17 protein-coding genes and 4 tRNA genes are annotated in these 17,818 nt (G+C 65.5%); 5 read left to right on the forward strand and 16 right to left on the reverse strand.

Annotated features, from left to right (window positions below; genetic code table 11):
- The first annotated feature begins 55 nt into the window (after nucleotides 1-55).
- Nucleotides 56-676 (forward strand): helix-turn-helix domain-containing protein, encoded by a 621-nt coding sequence (locus ABIC51_RS33135; RefSeq protein WP_059695460.1) that lies wholly within the window; start codon nucleotides 56-58, stop codon nucleotides 674-676.
- 58 nt (nucleotides 677-734) lie between these two features.
- Entirely contained in the window at nucleotides 735-1,283 is a 549-nt protein-coding gene (locus tag ABIC51_RS33140) for a GNAT family N-acetyltransferase (protein WP_059695459.1), read from the forward strand.
- A 115-nt stretch (nucleotides 1,284-1,398) separates the two neighbouring features.
- Here the strand turns inward: ABIC51_RS33140 and ABIC51_RS33145 are convergent, their stop codons facing one another.
- From ABIC51_RS33145 to uvrC, 7 genes are all read right to left on the reverse strand, one after another.
- The gene (locus ABIC51_RS33145; protein ID WP_060196099.1) at nucleotides 1,399-1,842 is read right to left on the reverse strand and encodes a GNAT family N-acetyltransferase; all 444 of its coding nucleotides are present in this window, start codon (nucleotides 1,840-1,842) and stop codon (nucleotides 1,399-1,401) included.
- Nucleotides 1,843-2,014: 172 nt separating this feature from the next.
- Nucleotides 2,015-2,088 (reverse strand) — tRNA-Cys (locus ABIC51_RS33150).
- A gap of 100 nt (nucleotides 2,089-2,188) precedes the next feature.
- A tRNA-Gly gene (locus ABIC51_RS33155) sits at nucleotides 2,189-2,264 on the reverse strand.
- Nucleotides 2,265-2,315: 51 nt separating this feature from the next.
- Nucleotides 2,316-2,391: transfer RNA gene (locus ABIC51_RS33160), tRNA-Gly, on the reverse strand.
- A gap of 53 nt (nucleotides 2,392-2,444) precedes the next feature.
- A tRNA-Gly gene (locus tag ABIC51_RS33165) sits at nucleotides 2,445-2,520 on the reverse strand.
- A gap of 145 nt (nucleotides 2,521-2,665) precedes the next feature.
- Nucleotides 2,666-3,253: a CDP-diacylglycerol--glycerol-3-phosphate 3-phosphatidyltransferase gene (pgsA, locus tag ABIC51_RS33170; RefSeq protein WP_021163085.1), complete on the reverse strand. Its 588-nt coding sequence runs from the start codon at nucleotides 3,251-3,253 to the stop codon at nucleotides 2,666-2,668.
- A 90-nt stretch (nucleotides 3,254-3,343) separates the two neighbouring features.
- Nucleotides 3,344-5,377, reverse strand: a complete 2,034-nt coding sequence (uvrC, locus tag ABIC51_RS33175) for an excinuclease ABC subunit UvrC (protein ID WP_175897841.1) — start codon at nucleotides 5,375-5,377, stop codon at nucleotides 3,344-3,346.
- A gap of 76 nt (nucleotides 5,378-5,453) precedes the next feature.
- Between uvrC and earP the strand changes: the two genes are divergently transcribed.
- The 3 genes from earP (at nucleotide 5,454) to ABIC51_RS33190 (ending at nucleotide 8,979) form a co-directional block, all read left to right on the forward strand.
- Complete coding sequence (gene earP, locus ABIC51_RS33180) at nucleotides 5,454-6,638, forward strand: elongation factor P maturation arginine rhamnosyltransferase EarP (protein WP_146253476.1); 1,185 nt, start codon at nucleotides 5,454-5,456, stop codon at nucleotides 6,636-6,638.
- A 128-nt stretch (nucleotides 6,639-6,766) separates the two neighbouring features.
- Nucleotides 6,767-7,324 carry an elongation factor P gene (efp, locus tag ABIC51_RS33185; protein WP_011351421.1) on the forward strand — a complete coding sequence of 186 codons (558 nt, stop codon included), beginning with the start codon at nucleotides 6,767-6,769 and terminating at the stop codon, nucleotides 7,322-7,324.
- Nucleotides 7,325-7,593: 269 nt separating this feature from the next.
- On the forward strand, nucleotides 7,594-8,979 hold the full coding sequence (locus ABIC51_RS33190; protein ID WP_027788001.1) for a sigma-54-dependent transcriptional regulator: 1,386 nt from the start codon (nucleotides 7,594-7,596) through the stop codon (nucleotides 8,977-8,979).
- Nucleotides 8,980-9,172: 193 nt separating this feature from the next.
- Here ABIC51_RS33190 and nagZ read toward each other — a convergent pair whose 3' ends face one another.
- The 9 genes from nagZ to ABIC51_RS33235 all read right to left on the reverse strand — a co-directional run bounded on the left by nagZ (nucleotide 9,173) and on the right by ABIC51_RS33235 (nucleotide 17,815).
- Nucleotides 9,173-10,201, reverse strand: a complete 1,029-nt coding sequence (gene nagZ, locus ABIC51_RS33195; protein WP_021159684.1) for a beta-N-acetylhexosaminidase — start codon at nucleotides 10,199-10,201, stop codon at nucleotides 9,173-9,175.
- 16 nt (nucleotides 10,202-10,217) lie between these two features.
- On the reverse strand, nucleotides 10,218-10,646 hold the full coding sequence (gene acpS, locus ABIC51_RS33200) for a holo-ACP synthase (protein ID WP_175897842.1): 429 nt from the start codon (nucleotides 10,644-10,646) through the stop codon (nucleotides 10,218-10,220).
- A 72-nt stretch (nucleotides 10,647-10,718) separates the two neighbouring features.
- Nucleotides 10,719-11,495 (reverse strand): pyridoxine 5'-phosphate synthase, encoded by a 777-nt coding sequence (gene pdxJ / locus ABIC51_RS33205; protein WP_021159686.1) that lies wholly within the window; start codon nucleotides 11,493-11,495, stop codon nucleotides 10,719-10,721.
- Nucleotides 11,492-12,328, reverse strand: a complete 837-nt coding sequence (recO, locus tag ABIC51_RS33210; protein WP_021159687.1) for a DNA repair protein RecO — start codon at nucleotides 12,326-12,328, stop codon at nucleotides 11,492-11,494. Before recO ends, pdxJ begins: the two co-directional genes overlap by 4 nt.
- Nucleotides 12,315-13,214 carry a GTPase Era gene (gene era, locus ABIC51_RS33215; RefSeq protein ID WP_027788003.1) on the reverse strand — a complete coding sequence of 300 codons (900 nt, stop codon included), beginning with the start codon at nucleotides 13,212-13,214 and terminating at the stop codon, nucleotides 12,315-12,317. Before era ends, recO begins: the two co-directional genes overlap by 14 nt.
- Before the next feature lie 60 nt (nucleotides 13,215-13,274).
- The gene (gene rnc / locus ABIC51_RS33220) at nucleotides 13,275-14,522 is read right to left on the reverse strand and encodes a ribonuclease III (RefSeq protein ID WP_175897843.1); all 1,248 of its coding nucleotides are present in this window, start codon (nucleotides 14,520-14,522) and stop codon (nucleotides 13,275-13,277) included.
- A 153-nt stretch (nucleotides 14,523-14,675) separates the two neighbouring features.
- A complete protein-coding gene (gene lepB / locus ABIC51_RS33225) occupies nucleotides 14,676-15,569 on the reverse strand; it encodes a signal peptidase I (RefSeq protein ID WP_027788005.1) in 894 nt (297 codons plus the stop codon).
- 16 nt (nucleotides 15,570-15,585) lie between these two features.
- Nucleotides 15,586-17,379, reverse strand: coding sequence for a translation elongation factor 4 (gene lepA, locus ABIC51_RS33230; RefSeq protein WP_021159691.1), 1,794 nt, complete (start codon nucleotides 17,377-17,379; stop codon nucleotides 15,586-15,588).
- Between the two features lie 199 nt (nucleotides 17,380-17,578).
- A complete protein-coding gene (locus ABIC51_RS33235) occupies nucleotides 17,579-17,815 on the reverse strand; it encodes a glutaredoxin family protein (protein WP_027788006.1) in 237 nt (78 codons plus the stop codon).
- Between the last annotated feature and the right edge of the window lie 3 nt (nucleotides 17,816-17,818).

Below are 17,818 nucleotides of genomic sequence, written 5' to 3' on the forward strand. Positions count from 1 at the left end.
CAGCCCGTCACCAGCGTTGACACTGAATTCCAGTTTGCTGGAAAATAAATCCACCATGAAAGAATCCGTCACCGCCGCTGCCGACGACACCGGCATCAACGAACGCATCGCCCGGCGCGTACGCGACCTGCGCACCGTACGAGGCTACACGCTCGATGCGCTGGCTGCGCGCTCCGGCGTCAGCCGTTCGATGATCTCGCTCATCGAACGTGCATCGGCCAGCCCGACGGCCGTCGTGCTCGACAAGCTGGCAGCCGGTCTCGGCGTGTCGCTGGCCGGGCTGTTCGGCGGCGACCACGACGACGCGCCCGCGCAGCCGCTGGCACGCCGCGCGCAGCAGGCCGAATGGCGGGATCCGGCGTCCGGTTATGTGCGCCGCAACCTCTCCCCGGCTGGCTGGCCGTCGCCGATCCAGCTCGTCGAGGTGGATTTCCCGCCCGGTGCGCGCGTCGCGTACGACAGTGGCGGGCGCGAAAGCGCGTTGCATCAGCAGGTGTGGATCATCAGCGGCCGCGTCGACGTCACGCTCGGCGAAACGCTTCACGAACTTCACGAAGGCGACTGCCTGGCCATGCGGCTCGACCAGCCGCTGATTTTCAGCAATCCGTCGCCGCACGCCGCGCGTTATGTCGTCGTGGTCTGCGACGCGTCCGCCGCCGGTATGCGCACCCTCTGATGAACGCGTCGTCGCAGCAGCCGTGCGCGCGACCCACTTACTGCCCACAGGAGTCCGTATGAATTCCCAGAAACAGCGCGACGACGTGCGCCTGATCGATTGCAGCGAGGCCGAGCATGCGCCGGCCATTCTCGAGATCCTGAACGACGCGATCGCGAACTCGACCGCGCTGTACGACTACAAGCCGCGTCCGCCGGAAGCGATGGTCGCGTGGTTCGCGGCGAAACGCGCAGGCGGCTTCCCGGTCATCGGCGCGGTCGACGCGTCGGGCACGCTGCTCGGCTTCGCGAGCTGGGGCACGTTCCGCGCGTTTCCCGCGTTCAAGTACACGGTCGAACACAGCGTGTACGTGCATCACGACCAGCGTGGCCGCGGGCTTGGCGAAGTGCTGCTGCGCGAAGTCGTCCGGCGCGCGCGGGAAGCGGAAGTACACGTACTGGTCGGCTGCATCGATGCGGCCAATGCGGGGAGCATCGCACTGCATGCGAAGCTGGGATTCGTGCACTCGGGCACGATCAAGGAAGCGGGCTTCAAGTTCGGCCGCTGGCTCGATGCGGCGTTCTATCAGTTGACGCTCGACACGCCTGCGCAACCGGTGGACGGCTGAGCGGATGTCGCGATGGACGAGCGGCATCGCATGGCCGAAGCCTGCTCGAGAATCCCGCTGCATCTGCCGAAATCAAAAAGCCCGCTCGCAGCGGGCTTTTGTTTTCAAACATGCGCTACGTGCGCATTTTCCTGGAAAGACGCTGCCCGTCGCGCGCGAAACCGTGATGCGTATAAAAACGGTGGGCGTCCGGACGTTGGTCACCACTCGTCACCTCCAGCTTCACGCATCGGCCGCGCTCGAACCAACGTTGCGCGTCCGCCATCAGCGCAGCGCCGATTCCGCATCCCCGGTGACGCTCGTCGACGACCATGCTCGTAATGCGCCCGAGATTACCGGCCGCGTGAAAGAGCGGAAGGATATGCAGGCTGATACTGCCGACAATCTCGCCATTCAGAATCGCCACGCAGACCCGGTCACTCGACTTGTCGGCCAGCGACAGCAATTTTTCATGGATCAGCGCGGACGTGACGTCATATCCGAGCTGGCACAACAGCCTCGCGATTGCGGTGCAGTCGGAAAGCCGCGCCTCCCTCGTTTCGGGCTCCGGGGTGTTCAATCCGCCTCACCAGGTTTCTGCATCGATAGCCTCGACGTTTCGCGCAGGGCTCGAACGCCCGCGGCGTCGCGTCATGCTACCGCATCCATCTCGCCCGTCTCACGAACCATCTCCGCAACGGGCGCGGAAAAAAGAAAAGCCCCGCCGAAGCGGGGCTTTTTCTCTTCTTACTTGGAGGCGCGAGCCGGAGTCGAACCGGCCTAAACGGCTTTGCAGGCCGCTGCATAACCGCTTTGCTATCGCGCCAAAAGCGGACTGTCCGGATGCCGTGAGGCAAGAGACAGATTTTTTATTCGAGGACCGGAGGTCCATCAAATAAAAAGGGAAGCGTGGCTTCCCCATTACTTGGAGCGGGAGACGAGTCTCGAACTCGCGACCTCAACCTTGGCAAGGTTGCGCTCTACCAACTGAGCTACTCCCGCATTGTCCTGCATCTGCAGCGCTTCGCCGTACCACACGCTGCCAGAAAAATCTGGAGCGGGAGACGAGTCTCGAACTCGCGACCTCAACCTTGGCAAGGTTGCGCTCTACCAACTGAGCTACTCCCGCATGTGTCCTGCATCTGCAGCGCTTTGCCGTACTACACGCTGCCAGAAAAAATCTGGAGCGGGAGACGAGTCTCGAACTCGCGACCTCAACCTTGGCAAGGTTGCGCTCTACCAACTGAGCTACTCCCGCATATTGCTGCGCTACTGCTTCCCCGTCACACACTTACTTCGTCGTGCAGCGGAGAAGCGAGATTATGTCGAAGGCACATTCGTGTGTCAAGGGCTTTTCCAGCCCTTTTTCCAAAAAACCTGCTCGACCGAACGCGTGACACGCATCACGCGCCGCCGCGCTCGCGAATTTGCGGCCACGCGAGCTTCATGTAGTACAGCATCGACCAGATCGTCAGCACCGCCGCGAGATACATCAGCCACTCGCCCCACACGCGCGTATCGATCGTGGCGATGCCGAGCGGCAGCGGCCCGTAGAACAGCAGCATCGGAATCGCGACCATCTGGCATGCGGTCTTGAACTTGCCGAGCTGATTCACCGCCACGCTCTTCGACGCGCCGATCTGAGCCATCCATTCGCGCAGCGCCGAAATCGCGATCTCGCGGCCGACGATCACGAGCGCGATCGCCGCATCGACGCGCGAAATCTGCACGAGGATCAGCAGCGCCGCCGTCACCATCAGCTTGTCCGCCACCGGATCGAGAAAGGCGCCGAACGACGACGTCTGGTTCCACTTGCGGGCTAGAAACCCGTCGAACCAATCGGTCAGCGCGGCGAGAATGAAGATCGCCGCCGCCGCGAGATTGCGGTGCGCGCCGCCCATCACCGTGTCCGGCAGATAGAACACGCCGACGACGAGCGGAATCAGCACGATCCGTACCCACGTCAGGAAAATCGGGAAATTGAACGGCATGGCATGCGGGACAGTAAAGGATTCGCAATTGTGCCGTGTCGACCGGCCTGCCACAAGAACGCTGGCAAGGCAGCCGGCCGCACGGCCGCGTCAGTGAAGCTGCTTGTAGATCTGCTCGGCGAGCGCATGCGAGATGCCCTCGACGCTCGCGAGTTCCTCGACGCTCGCGGCAACGACACCGCGCAACCCGCCGAACCGCGCGAGCAGCCGCTGCCGGCGCTTCGCGCCCACGCCCTCGAGCTCCTCGAGCCGTGACGTCTGGCGCGCCTTCGCCCGCTTCGCGCGCATGCCGGTGATCGCGAAGCGGTGCGCCTCGTCGCGAATCTGTGCGACGAGCATCAGCGCGGCGCTCTCCTTGCCGAGTTCGAGCGGCGTGCGGCCGTCCGCGAACACGAGCGTCTCGAGGCCGACCTTGCGCCCCTCGCCCTTCGCGACGCCGACCAGCATCGACGTATCGAGGCCGAGCTCGGTGAACACCTGGCGCGCGATTTCGACCTGACCCTTGCCGCCGTCGATCAGCACGATGTTCGGCAGCAGGCTCGACGCCTCGGCCTGGCGCGTCGACTCGCCGTCGATGCCGGCCGCTTCGTCGACAGCCGCCGCCTGGGCCGCCTGCTCGACCATCTTCTCGTAGCGGCGCGTGAGCACCTGCCGCATCGCCGCGTAGTCGTCGCCCGGCCTAATCCCGGTGATGTTGTAGCGACGGTACTCGCCCGACTGCATCTTGTGATGGTGGTAGACGACGCACGACGCCTGCGTCGCCTCGCCCATCGTATGACTGATGTCGAAGCATTCGATCCGCAGCGTCGCGAGATCGTCGCATTCGTAGCTGAGCGTCTCCGCGAGCGCACGCGTGCGCGCCTGCTGCGAGCCCTGCTCGGACAGCAGCCGCATGAGCGCGATCTGCGCATTCTGCTCGGCCATCGACAGCCACGCGCGCCGCTGCCCCTGCGGCTGCCGCACCAGCGACACCTTGTGGCCGGCCTGCTCGGACAGCAACTCGAGCAGGTCGCGGCTCGCGGGCGCATGGCTCACGACCAGCACGGGCGGCACGCGATTGCCGAGATAGTGCTGAGCGATGAACGCGTCGAGCACCTCGGCCTCGACCGACGCCGCCGCGTCGCCGCGCGCGCGGCCGGATTCTTCGGCGGGCAGGTCGGGTAATGCGTCGGCCGGCGCGGCGGCCGCCTCCGGCAGTTCGGACTCGTCGCCGAGACCGCCTTCGGCGAGCGTCAGCGCGCTTTCGACGTGCGTCGGGAAATACGCCTTGTCGCCGAGATGCCGGCCGCCGCGCACCATCGCAAGATTCACGCACACGCGCCCGCCCTGCGCGACCACCGCCAGGATGTCGACGTCGCTGTCGCTGCCGACCTCGATCGCCTGCTGGTGCAGCACCGTCGCGAGCGAGCTCATCTGGTTGCGCACGGCCGCCGCCTGCTCGAATTTCAGCTCGGACGCGAACGCGTGCATCTTCTGCTCGAGCTCCTTCATCACTTCGGACTGCCGGCCGAGCAGAAAACGCGCGGCGTTCGACACGTCGATCGCGTAATCCTCGTCGGAGATCGCGCCGACGCACGGCGCCGTGCAGCGCCCGATCTGATGCAGCAGGCACGGCCGCGTGCGGTTGTTGAAGACCGAATCCTCGCAAGTGCGCAACTGGAACACGCGCTGCAGGATCTGGATGCTCTCGCGCACGGCCCAGGCGCTCGGGAACGGCCCGAAATACTGGTTCTGCTTGTCGACCGAGCCGCGGTAATAGGCCATGCGCGGAAAGCGGTGCGCGGTGAGCTTCAGGTACGGATACGACTTGTCGTCGCGAAACAGGATGTTGTAGCGCGGCGCGAGCGCCTTGATCAGGTTGTTCTCGAGCAGCAGCGCTTCGGCCTCCGAACGCGTGACGGTCGTCTCGATGCGCGCGATGCGCGTGACCATCATCGCGATGCGCGGTGACAGCTGCGTCTTCGTGAAATAGCTCGATACACGCTTCTTCAGGTCGCGTGCCTTGCCGACATAGAGCACGGCGCCCGTCGTGTCGTAATAGCGATAGACGCCCGGCATGTGCGGCAACTGCGCAAGGATCTTCTTCGGTTCGAACGGGGTATCGGAAGCTTCAGGGGATGTCATGCGTGATCCGGGCGCCTTGTAACGCGGAACGGGTCTATTAGAATCGCCAGTTTAGAGCATTCACCGGCCCGCTTCGATGCCACGCACCACCGCTGCCCCCCTGCCCGCCGCGCCGGGCGAACCGATCGCCTGCGACCTCTTCTGCACCGTGATCGACAATTTCGGCGACATCGGCGTCTGCTGGCGCCTCGCGCGCCAGCTCGCGCACGAGCACGGCTGGCAGGTTCGCCTGTTCATCGACGACCTGCGCACGTTCTCGCGCCTGCTGCCCGGGGTCGATCCCGACGCGGGTCGGCAGACGGTCGACACGATCGTGGTCGAGCACTGGCATGCGGAAGTCGGCGACGCGCTGGAGATCGCCGATGTCGTGATCGAAGCGTTCGCGTGCGAGTTGCCCGGCGCGTATCTCGCGGCGATGGCGCGCCGCGCGCGCCGCCCGGTGTGGATCAACCTCGAATACCTGAGCGCCGAGGACTGGGTCGCCGACTTCCATCTGCGCCCGTCGCCGCATCCGCGCTACCCGCTGCTGAAGACGTTCTTCTTCCCCGGCCTGTCGGCCGGCACCGGCGGCGTCCTGAAGGAGCACGACCTCGATTCGCGCCGCGCGGCCTTCGAAGCCGACGCGGCGGCGCGCGACGCATGGTGGCGGCGCGCGACCGGCGGCGCGCCGCCGGCTGCCGGCACGACGGTCGTCAGCCTGTTCGCGTACGAGAATCCGGCCGTCGACGCGCTGCTCGCGCAGTGGCGCGACGGCCCGTCGCCGGTCGTCGCGCTCGTGCCGGCCGGCCGCGTGTCGCCTGCCGTCGCGCGTTTTTTCGGGGTCGAGTCGTTCGACGCGGGCACGCATGCGCACAGCGGCAACCTGACGGCTCACGGGCTCGCGTTCGTCCCCCAGGCTGACTACGATCCATTGCTGTGGGTGGCCGACATCAATTTCGTGCGCGGCGAGGATTCGTTCGTCCGCGCGCAGTGGGCACGCAAGCCGTTCGTGTGGCACATCTATCCGCAGGCCGACGACGTGCACCTGCCGAAGCTCGACGCCGCGCTCGCGCACCTGTCGGCCGGCCTCGCCGACGCGCCGCGCGCGGCGCTCGAGCGGTTCTGGCATGCCTGGAACGGCGCCGGCACGCCCGACTGGGCGGATTTCTGGCAGCACCGCGCCGCACTGGACGCCAACGCGGCCCGCTGGGCCGATGCGCTCGCGGCCGTCGGCGATCTCACGGGAAAGCTGGCGGATTACGCAAAATCTCAGTTAAAATAATCGGTTATCCGACGGCCGACCGCGCAAGCGCTTGCTTTTGGCGCCCACCGGAACGCGTCTGCTTGGCGCCTCACCCGTTGTGCAACGCTCAGGCACCTATTTATTTGATTTGATCAGGACAGTTTTTTATGAAAACCGCACAGGAACTCCGCGTAGGCAACGTCGTGCAGATCGGCAGCGACGCATGGGTCATCGCCAAGGCTGAATACAACAAGTCGGGCCGTAACTCCGCCGTCGTCAAGATGAAGATGAAGAACCTGCTGACGAATGCAGGCCAGGAAGCGGTCTACAAGGCTGACGACAAGTTCGACGTCGTCGTGCTCGACCGCAAGGAAGTGACGTACTCGTACTTCGCCGACCCGATGTACGTGTTCATGGACGCCGACTACAACCAGTTCGAAGTCGAAGCCGAAATGATGGGCGAAGCGCTGAACTACCTCGAAGACGGCATGGCTTGCGAAGTCGTGTTCTACAACGAGAAGGCGATCTCGGTCGAACTGCCGACGGTCCTCGTTCGCGAGATCACCTACACGGAACCGGCAGTCAAGGGCGACACGTCGTCGGGCAAGGTGCTGAAGAACGCCAAGCTCGCAACGGGCTTCGAACTGCAAGTGCCGCTGTTCTGCAACACCGGCGACAAGATCGAAATCGATACGCGCACGAACGAATACCGCAGCCGCGCGTAATCGCCGGCGATGCCCGCATCGAACAAAGCGCCCTTCGGGGCGCTTTTTGTTTGTCCGGCGCCAACAAGCGAGCGCGGGCCAGGCTCATGTAAAGCACAAAAGCCACCGGTAAAGATATTCAATTTGTATCATCGGTAACTGTTTTATAGCGCCGGAGAAATAATGCTCGTTACGCGTTCAGCGGGGCATAAAATCAGTCTTTAATCTGACATGCGGCTGCGGCCCCGATGACCGACAGCCCGCCTCTCTTGACTCGACTCGCGTCCACCATGCCACACGCCCTGATTGTCGAAGACGATCCCAACAGTCTGTCCGGCCTCACCGCGCTGCTCGCCGCGGACGGCTTCTCGGTCGACACGGCCACGTCGCTCGCCGAAGCGCGCACGGCGCTCGGCCGTTCGATTCCCGATGTCGTGCTCGTCGACCTGAACCTGCCGGACGGCAGCGGGTTCGACCTGCTCCAGCACCTGCCGCAGCAACAGCCGAACGGCTCGCTGCCCGTCATCGTGCTGACGGGCAATGCGACGGTCGAGAGCGCCATCGAGGGCCTGCGTCACGGCATCTGGGACTACCTGCTGAAGCCGATCAACATTCCGCGCCTGCGCAGTCTGCTCGCGCGGATTCCCCGCCCCTACGAACTGATCGACGAAGTGCAGTCGTTGCGCGCATCGCTGCGCCATCTCGGCCGCTTCGGCGCACTGGTCGGCCGCAGCGACGCGATGCAGCACGTGTACGACATGATCGAGCACAACGCGCGCACCGAAACGGCCGTCCTGTTCTCCGGCGAAGCCGGTACCGGCAAGAAGCTGGCCGCGCGCACGCTGCACGACCTGAGCCGGCGCCGCAAGGGGCCGTTCGTGTCGTTCGACTGCAGGACGATCGCGCAGGCCGGTCGGCACGGCGCATCGCTCGACAGCGTACTGTTCGGCCATGAGCGCGGCGCGTTCGACGGCGCCGAGCGCCGCGAATCGGGCCTGTTCGAGCAGGCCGGCGGCGGCACGCTGTTCCTCGACGAAATCACCGCGCTGCCGCTCGTGCTGCAAGAAGCGCTGCTGCATGCACTCGATTCGCAGAACTTCATGCGGATCGGCGGCACGAGTTCGATCACGAGCGATTTCCGGCTGATCGCGACCACCCGCCGCCCGGCGCGCGAAGCGGTCGCGAACGGTACGCTGCGCGAGGATCTGTGGTTGCGCCTCGACGCGGCGTCGATCACGATGCCGCCGCTGCGCGAGCGCGACGGCGATGCACTCGCGATCGGCGACGCGCTGATCGACGAGCTGAACCGCGAAGCGCGCGCAACCGGCCGCAGCACGACCGACAAACGCGCGGCACCGGGCTTCGTGCGCGAATGCCTGTCCTACGAATGGCCGGGCAACGTGCGCGAACTGCAGGAACGCGTGCGCTTCGCGTACGACGCATCGGGCGATTTCATCGAGACGCTGCGCGCGGGCGAGCCGAGTTTCTCGGCCGGCGCCGCGCTGAACGGCAGCAGCGTGCAGATCAAGGTCGGCACGCCGCTGTCCGACGTCGAGGATCTGCTGATCCGCGCGACCCTCGATGCGGTCGGCGGTACGCGCCACCGCGCGGCCACGCTGCTCGGCATCAGCCCGAAGACGCTGTACAACAAGCTGCAGCGGATGAAGGTGAACTGAGCGGGCGTCGATGCTTGCAGGCACTGGCGGAATCAGACCGTTAGTTGCGCCAAGAGAATCACCGTCCCCGCCCGCTTGACTCGTGACGCTACCCGGTTCGCACCTGCAGTAACTCATGAAAAAGCCGCGCAACTGCGCGGCTTTTTGTTTCGGCGACCGGGGAATGGCACACGTCGCGCCATCCCCTCCCCGCTCATGCCAGTGCGCTGCTCAACAGCGCCTGCGCCTGCAGGTATTCGGGCTGCGCGATCAGCTTGTCCCACTTGGGTGCCTTGCCGCGCGCGCGCATCCGCTTGAGGCGTCGCACCGACTCGTCCGTTGCCCGCGCTTTCAACCCGTTCAGCACGACCTCGGCCGCGTCCGGCTGGTTGCAGACGAGCACCATGTCGCAACCGGCAGCGAGCGCGGCGTCGGCCGCCTGCGTGAGCGTGCCGCCTTCGCGCGCGGCTTCCATCGACAGGTCGTCGCTGAAGATCGCGCCGGTGAAGCCGAGCCGCCCGCGCAGGATGTCCTGCAGCCACACGCGCGAAAAACCGGCCGGCCGCTTGTCGACCTGCGTGTAGATCACGTGCGCGGGAATCACCGCGGACAGCGACAAGCCGAGCCAGTCGTAAGGCGCGACGTCCTGCTTGAGGATCGCATCGAGCGTGCGGTCGTCGGTCGGCAGCGCGACGTGCGAGTCGGCCTCCGCGAAGCCGTGCCCCGGGAAATGCTTGCCGCAGTTCGCCATCCCGGCGAGCGACAGCCCGTGGTTCAGGCTCTTCGCGAGCAGCGTGACGACGCGCGCATCGCGATGAAACGCGCGATCGCCGATCACTTTCGAGTGCCCGTAATCGAGGTCGAGCACGGGGGTGAAACTCATGTCGATCCCGCATGCGCGCAATTCCGCGGCCAGGATATAGCCGACGGCCGTCGCGACCTTCGTCGCGAGCAGCACGTCGCGATCCCACAGCTCGCCGAGACGCCGCATCGCGGGCAGCACGGTGAAGCCGTCGGTGCGGAAACGCTGCACGCGCCCGCCTTCGTGATCGACAGCGATCAGGATGTCTTCGCGCACCGCGCGGATCGAGTCGGTCAGCGCGGTCAGTTGCGCACGGTTCTGGAAGTGCCGCGCGAACAGGATCACGCCGCCGGTATTCGGATGCGCGAGGCGCCGCGCATCGTCGCGCGACAGGGCCGTGCCAACGACGTCGAGCATGACCGGGCCGGGAGTCGTTTTCATCGAATCGGGAATTCCGTCAGGAGGAGGTTCGGGAAACAGGGGCAGGCACGGCGTCCGTCTCGGCGATCACGAACGACACCGCGTAGTCGCGCTCGTCGCTGACCGTCACGCGTGCCGTGATGCCGCGGGCGGCAAGCCAGTCGGCCAGCTCGCCCGACGCGACCACGTACGGCTCGCCGCTCGGGTGATTGAGGGTCTGCAGCGCACGCCACGTCATCGGCCAGTGCATGCCGAGCCCGATCGCCTTCGAGAACGCTTCCTTCGCGGAAAAGCGCGTCGCGAGGAACGCGATGCCGCGCGCCTCGGAGCGGGCGCGGCGCGCATGGAACACGCGCAGTTCGTCGGGGCCCAGCACCTTCTCGGCAAACCGGCCGCCCGTGCGTTCGAGCACGGCCGCGACGCGGCTCACCTGTGCGATGTCGGTACCGATACCGTAGATCGCCATGTCAGTACGCGCCGGTGTGGCCCGGCTGAGCCGGGTCAGGCATGACGCGCGATGCGCAGCGGCCTTTCATCTTCAACGCGCGCCGCCATGCAGCGCGGCAACGCGTGCGGCGACCATGATCGCCTTCATTTCGCGCACCGCATTGTCCCAGCCCGCGAAAATCGCGTGCGCGACGATCGCATGGCCGATGTTCAGCTCGACGATGCCGTCGATCGCGGCGATCTGCTGCACGTTCGTGTAGTGCAGCCCGTGACCGGCATTGACCTTCAGGCCAAGCTGCGCACCGGCCTGTACGCCCGCGACGATGCGCTCGTATTCGCGCTGCTGCTCGGCTTCGTCGTGCGCTTCGGCATAACGGCCCGTATGCAGCTCGATCACCGGCGCGCCTGCTTCGTGCGCGGCACGGATCTGCGTCTCGTCCGGGTCGATGAACAGCGACACGCGCACGCCCACGTCGGCAAGCTGCTTGCACGCCGCACGCACGGCCTCGAAGCGGCCGGCGACATCGAGACCGCCTTCGGTCGTCAGTTCCTCGCGCTTTTCGGGCACGAGGCACGCGTCGTGCGGGCGCACTTCGCAGGCGATATCGAGCATCTCGGCCGTCACCGCGCATTCGAGATTCATGCGCGTCTTCAGCAGCGGGCGCAGCTTGCGCACATCCGCATCGACGATGTGGCGACGATCCTCGCGCAGATGCAGCGTGATCGCGTCGGCGCCGGCTTCCTCGGCGGCGAGCGCGGCGCGGATCGGATCGGGATAGGTCGTGCCGCGCGCATTGCGCAGCGTCGCGACGTGGTCGATGTTCACGCCGAGGTCGATGGCGGTGGGCGTTGTCAGGAAGAAGCTCATAGGTTTTGCAGGTCGATCAGGATCTGACGCGTGGCAAGCGGCGTACCGCCGAGATAGGTGTTCAGCAGGAAGCGCATCAGCGTCTTGCTTTGCGCAACCGTCTGGGCTCGATGGTAATCGTCCTGCTCCATGTCGAGCAACGTCTGCCCGGAAATGACCGGCCAGTGCGACGGAACTTCGTCGTCCGCGTTGCGCACGCCGCGCTCGGGATCGAACACGTAGCGGCGGTCGGGCTCGACCGCGCGGCGCGCGACCGTGCGGTTCAGCGCCATCGCGTAGCCGGTCTCGCGCAACAGCACGCGCTCGAACGAGCGCAGTACCTGCACCGCGGGCTCGCCGTGGGCAAGGCGCGTGAGGGTCAGCACGTAGTGGTTGAAGAGCGGCGGCTGGGGATCCTCGCGCGCGCAGAATTTCACGAGCAGCTCGTTCGCGTAGAAGCCGCACAGCAGCCCGTCGCCGCCGAGCGGCAGCATCCCGCCGACCCACTCGGCGCCCGTGAGCGTGCGCACCTCGGATTTGCCCGACCACGACAGCAGCAGCGGCTGGAAAGTCTGCAGTACGCCGCGCAGCGCGGAGTGCGGGCGCTTCGCGCCCTTCGCGACGAGCGCGAGCCGGCCGTGATCGCGCGTCAGCACGTCGACGATCAGGCTCGTTTCACGATACGGGTAACTGTGCAGCACGAACGCCGGCTGCTCGGCGACGCGGAAATCGGACGTGCGAGACGTCGCGCGCCGCGCCTTGCGCGGCGGTTCGGGCGGTGCCGGCAGCGGCGCGTCGTTCGCGCCGGCCGTCACCGCGTCTTCGGTCGACGTCAGTGCGTCATTCGTACCCATAGGCGCGCAGCCCTGCCTCGTTGTCGGCCCAGCCGCTCTTCACCTTCACGAAGGTCTCGAGGTACACGGGGCCGTCGAACAGCTTCTCCATGTCCATCCGCGCCTCGGTGCTGATCTGCTTGAGCTTCTCGCCCTTCTTGCCGATCACCATCGCCTTGTGCGAATCGCGCTCGACGAGGATCGTCGCGAAGATGCGCTTCAGGCGCCCTTCCTCCTCGAACTTGTCGATCAGCACGGTGCTCGTGTACGGCAGTTCGTCGCCGGTCCAGCGGAACACCTTCTCGCGCAGGATTTCGGCGGCGAGGAAACGCGAGCTGCGGTCGGTCAGCTCGTCCTCGCCGTAGATCGGCTCGCCTTCCGGCAGGTACGGCTTGATCGTGTCCAGCAGGCGCTTGATGTCTTCCGGACGCTGCGCCGACAGCGGCACGAGTTCGGTGAATTCGCGCAGCGTGCTCATCTGCTGCATGAACGGGAACAGCGACGCCTTGTCGGTCACGCGGTCGATCTTGTTCGCGATCAGCAGCGTCGGCATGCCCGGCGGGATCAGGTCGAGCACCTTCTGGTCGTCGGGCCCGAAACGGCCGGCCTCGATCACGAACAGGATCACGTCGACCGACGTGAGCGTCGACGTGACCGCGCGGTTCAGCGAACGGTTCAGCGCGGTGCTGTGGCGGGTCTGGAAGCCCGGCGTGTCGACGAACACGAATTGCGCGTCGTCGAACGTATTGATGCCGGTGATGCGGTGGCGGGTCGTCTGCGCCTTGCGCGACGTGATGCTGATCTTCTGGCCGACGAGTGCGTTCATCAACGTCGACTTGCCGACGTTCGGGCGGCCCACGATCGCGATCATGCCGCAACGGAAACCGGTAGGAGCGGGAGTGTTCATATCGTTTGGGAGACAGGTTCGGAAACGGCCGCGCGGCGCGCGGCACGATCGATGGGCAATTCAGTGGTCGGCATCGGCCACGCGCGCCTGCGCGGCAGCGAGGCTCACGCCGCCCGGCGGCGTCTCGGAATCCGGTGCCGCCGTGTCGCGCGTGCGCGCAGCCGTGCGCGAAGCGGAGTCGGTACCGGCGGAAGTCTTGTCGGCAGACGCGGGGGCCGGATCGGCGGCCTGCGCAGCCGGCTTGTCGGCTGCGCGTGCGGCGGGCACGGCTTCAGCGGGCTTCTCCGCGGACTTGTCGGGTCGCTCGGCCGGCTTCTCGGCCGGCTTTTCAGCAGCCTTGTCGACCGCCGGCTTCGCCGCCCGCTCACCCTTCTCGGCAGATGCGTCGACATGCGCCGCGCGAATCGCGGCCATCGGCGCCGCGGCCGGCTCATTACCGGTCGCTGCGGCCGCCGCGGTTGCCGCGGGCGCTGCACCAGCCGCCCTCGCCTCGCGCGCCGCCGCGCGTTCCTTGCGCTCCGGCGAGCGCAGGTCGAGTGCTTCCTGCACGCCCTTCACGCCCGGTACGATTTCGGGCTCGACATGCTTCGACCCGCGTGCGTTTTTCGAGCGCTTCGGCTTGGCGGCCAGCATCGGCGCGGCCGCCATCACCTCGTCGAGCGCCTTCTTCGCGGCGGCCTGCTCGGCCGCGCGCCGGCTCGCCCCGGAGCCCGACACCTTCACGTCGAGCTTCGGCACCGTGCATTCGACTTCGAATTGCTGATTGTGCGCCGCACCATGCGTCGCGACCACCGTGTAGGTCGGCAGCGCGATCTTGTGCCCCTGCAGGTATTCCTGCAGCAGCGTCTTCGCGTCCTTGCCGAGCGTGCGCGGATCGATGTGGTCGAGAATCGGGATATAGAGGCGCTTGATGACCCCTTGGGCGGCTTCGAAGCCGCCATCGAGGAACACCGCCCCGATGATGGCTTCGAACGCGTCCGCGAGGATCGACGGGCGGCGGAACCCGCCGCTGCGCAACTCCCCCTCGCCGAGCCGCAGCCCGTCCGAGATATTCAGGGCCTGAGCAATTTCGTACAGCGACTGCTGTTTGACGAGGTTGGCGCGTACGCGCGACAGATCGCCTTCGTCCAGCTTGCTGAAACGCTGGAACAAAAGGGCAGCCACCGCGCAATTCAGAACGGAATCGCCGAGAAACTCGAGCCGTTCGTTGTGCGTGGCACTGTGACTACGATGGGTCAAAGCCTGGCGCAACAATTCCGCATTGCGAAATTCGTAGCGCAGCCGGCTTTCCAACTGGGATAGGGGCATGTGCAGGAGTATAACGCGGGCGCCGGTCGGGCCGAAACGGCACGGCCGGACGCGAAAAGGCGTGACGAGGCGGTGTTACCGCCGGTTCTTAAAGTAGTTCGGCAATACGCGACGCGGCCCGTGCGTCGCGTATTGCGAGTGACCCGGATGCGATCAGTTGAAGGAACCGATGCGCTTGAGGTCGCTGAAGTTCATCCAGATGAAGAACGCGCGGCCGACGATGTTCTGGTCCGGCACGAAACCCCAGTAGCGGCTGTCCGCACTGTTGTCGCGGTTGTCGCCCATCATGAAGTAGTGACCGGGCGGCACCTTGCAGATCACGCCGCGGCTGTTGTACGTGCAGTTGTCGCGAAACGGATAGTCGTATGCGCCCATCACGAACGGCGGCACGGCCGGGTTGTTGAGGATCGCGTTCTTCTTGTTGCCGATCGTTTCCTCGAACTGCTTCGCGTAATTCTGGCGCTCGTCGTCGAAGAAATCGGGCAGCGGCGTTTCGGGCACCGGCTGGCCGTTGATCGTGAGCTGCTTGTCCTGATATGCGACGGTGTCGCCCGGCAGGCCGATCACGCGCTTGATGTAGTCGACCGACTCATCCTTCGGATAGCGGAACACGACGACGTCGCCGCGCGACAGCGGGCTGCCCTGCGTGATCTTCGTGTTCGTCACCGGCAGGCGCAGCCCGTATTCGAACTTGTTGACGAGGATGAAGTCGCCGACGAGCAGCGTCGGCACCATCGAGCCCGACGGAATCTTGAACGGCTCGACGACGAACGAACGCACGACGAACACCGCCAGGATCACCGGGAAGAAGCTCGCGGTGTACTCGAGCCACCATGGCTGGCGCAGCTTTTCGTCGCGCAGCTTCGAACGCGTCTGCACCGCGTTTTCATCCGCGAAACGCTTGTCGATGCGCGACTGCTGGCGATCGAACTCCTCGATCGCCGAGTCGGCCGCCTTGCGTCGCTGCGGCAGGAACACCAGTTTGTCCAGCACCCACGCTACGCCCGTCAAGATGACGAGCACAAAAAGAATCAGCGCAAAATTCATAAAAGGAACAGTCCTGTTATTTGTCTTCGACGCGCAAGATCGCAAGGAACGCTTCCTGCGGGATCTCGACCGAACCCACCTGCTTCATCCGTTTCTTGCCTTCCTTCTGCTTTTCGAGCAGCTTCTTCTTTCGCGTGATGTCGCCGCCGTAGCACTTCGCAAGCACGTTCTTGCGCAGCGCCTTGATGTTCTCGCGCGCAACGATGTGCGCGCCGATCGCGGCCTGGATCGCCACGTCGTACATCTGGCGCGGGATGATCTCGCGCATCTTCGCGGCCACTTCGCGGCCGCGGTATTGCGACTGCGAGCGGTGCACGATGATCGACAGCGCATCGACCTTGTCGCCGTTGATCAGCATGTCGACCTTCACGACGTCCGACGAACGGTATTCCTTGAACTCGTAGTCCATCGACGCGTAGCCGCGCGACACCGACTTCAGGCGATCGAAGAAATCGAGCACGATCTCGGCCATCGGGATCTCGTACGTGAGCTGTACCTGGCGGCCGTGATACTGCATGTTGATCTGCGAGCCGCGCTTCTGCTCGCACAGCGTGATCACCGAGCCCACGTAGTCCTGCGGCATGTACAGGTTCACGGTGACGATCGGCTCGCGCACTTCGGCGATGCGGCCGGGCTCCGGCATCTTCGCCGGGTTCTCGACCATGATCGTCGAGCCGTCGCTCTGCACGACCTCGTAGACGACCGTCGGTGCGGTCGTGATGAGATCCATGTCGAACTCGCGCTCGAGCCGCTCCTGCACGATTTCCATGTGCAGCAGCCCGAGGAAGCCGCAGCGGAAACCGAAACCGAGTGCCTGCGACACTTCCGGCTCGTACTGCAGCGACGCGTCGTTCAGCTTCAGCTTCTCGAGCGATTCGCGCAGCGCGTCGTACTGGTTCGCTTCAACCGGATACAGCCCCGCGAACACCTGCGGCTTCACTTCCTTGAAGCCCGGCAGCGGCTCGGCGGCAGCCTTGGTCGCATGCGTGACGGTATCGCCGACCTTCGCGGCCGTCAGTTCCTTGATGCCGGCGATGATGAAGCCGACCTGCCCCGCCGACAGCGATTCGAGATTGCGCGATTTCGGCGTGAACACGCCGACGTGCTCGACCGGATACTGCGCGCCGGTCGCCATCATCTTGATCTTGTCCTTCGGACGCAGCGTGCCGTTGACGATGCGCACCAGCATCACGACGCCGACGTAGTTGTCGAACCACGAGTCGATGATCAGCGCCTGCAGCGGCGCGGCCGGATCGCCCTTCGGCGGCGGCACCTTCGCGATCAGCGCTTCGAGGACGTCCTCGACGCCGAGGCCCGTCTTCGCGCTGCAGCGCGTCGCGTCGGTCGCGTCGATGCCGATCACGTCCTCGATCTCCTCGATCGCGTTCTCGGGGTTCGCGGCCGGCAGGTCGATCTTGTTCAGCACGGGAACGACCTCGACGCCGAGCTCGATCGCCGTATAGCAGTTCGCGACCGTCTGCGCCTCGACGCCCTGGCTCGCATCGACGACCAGCAGCGCGCCTTCGCACGCGGACAGCGAACGGCTGACTTCGTACGAGAAGTCGACGTGCCCCGGCGTGTCGATCAGGTTCAGGTTGTAGACCTTGCCGTCGCGCGCGCGATAGGACAGCGCGGCTGTCTGCGCCTTGATCGTGATGCCGCGCTCGCGCTCGATATCCATCGAGTCGAGCACCTGCGCTTCCATTTCACGGTCGGCGAGGCCGCCGCATACCTGGATGATGCGATCCGCGAGCGTCGACTTGCCATGGTCGATGTGCGCGATGATCGAGAAATTGCGAATATGATCCATTCAGTGCCGATCAAGCGAAAAAGGCGCGCTCGACGACCGCTGAGCACGCCTTGTGTAAGTCGGTGAAAAAACGGCTTATTTTAGCCGAAAAGGCCTTCGCCGGGCGGTATTTCCGACGCCGGCCCGCGCGGCACCCTACCGGGGCCGCCCGCCGGGCAAAGCCCGGTGCCAGGCGCCGCCGCTAGGCAGCAGCCCGGCTTCAGCGCCGGGCCGCGAGCGCGTCGTGCACCTTCGCGGCGTCGAACCGGTGGCGGCACACTTCCGCACCGTCCAGCAGCAGCACGGGCACGTCCTCGTCGTAGCGGGCGACGAGTGCCGCATCGGTATCGATGTCGATGTAATCGACCGCAACACCGAATTCGGCCGCCACCGGCGCCAGGGCGTCGCGCATGTCGTCGCACAGGTGGCACCAGCCGCGGCCGTAGAGCGTGAACATCGG

This window comes from Burkholderia sp. 572 (genome assembly GCF_040545135.1).
GTDB classification, from domain to species: domain Bacteria; phylum Pseudomonadota; class Gammaproteobacteria; order Burkholderiales; family Burkholderiaceae; genus Burkholderia; species Burkholderia cepacia.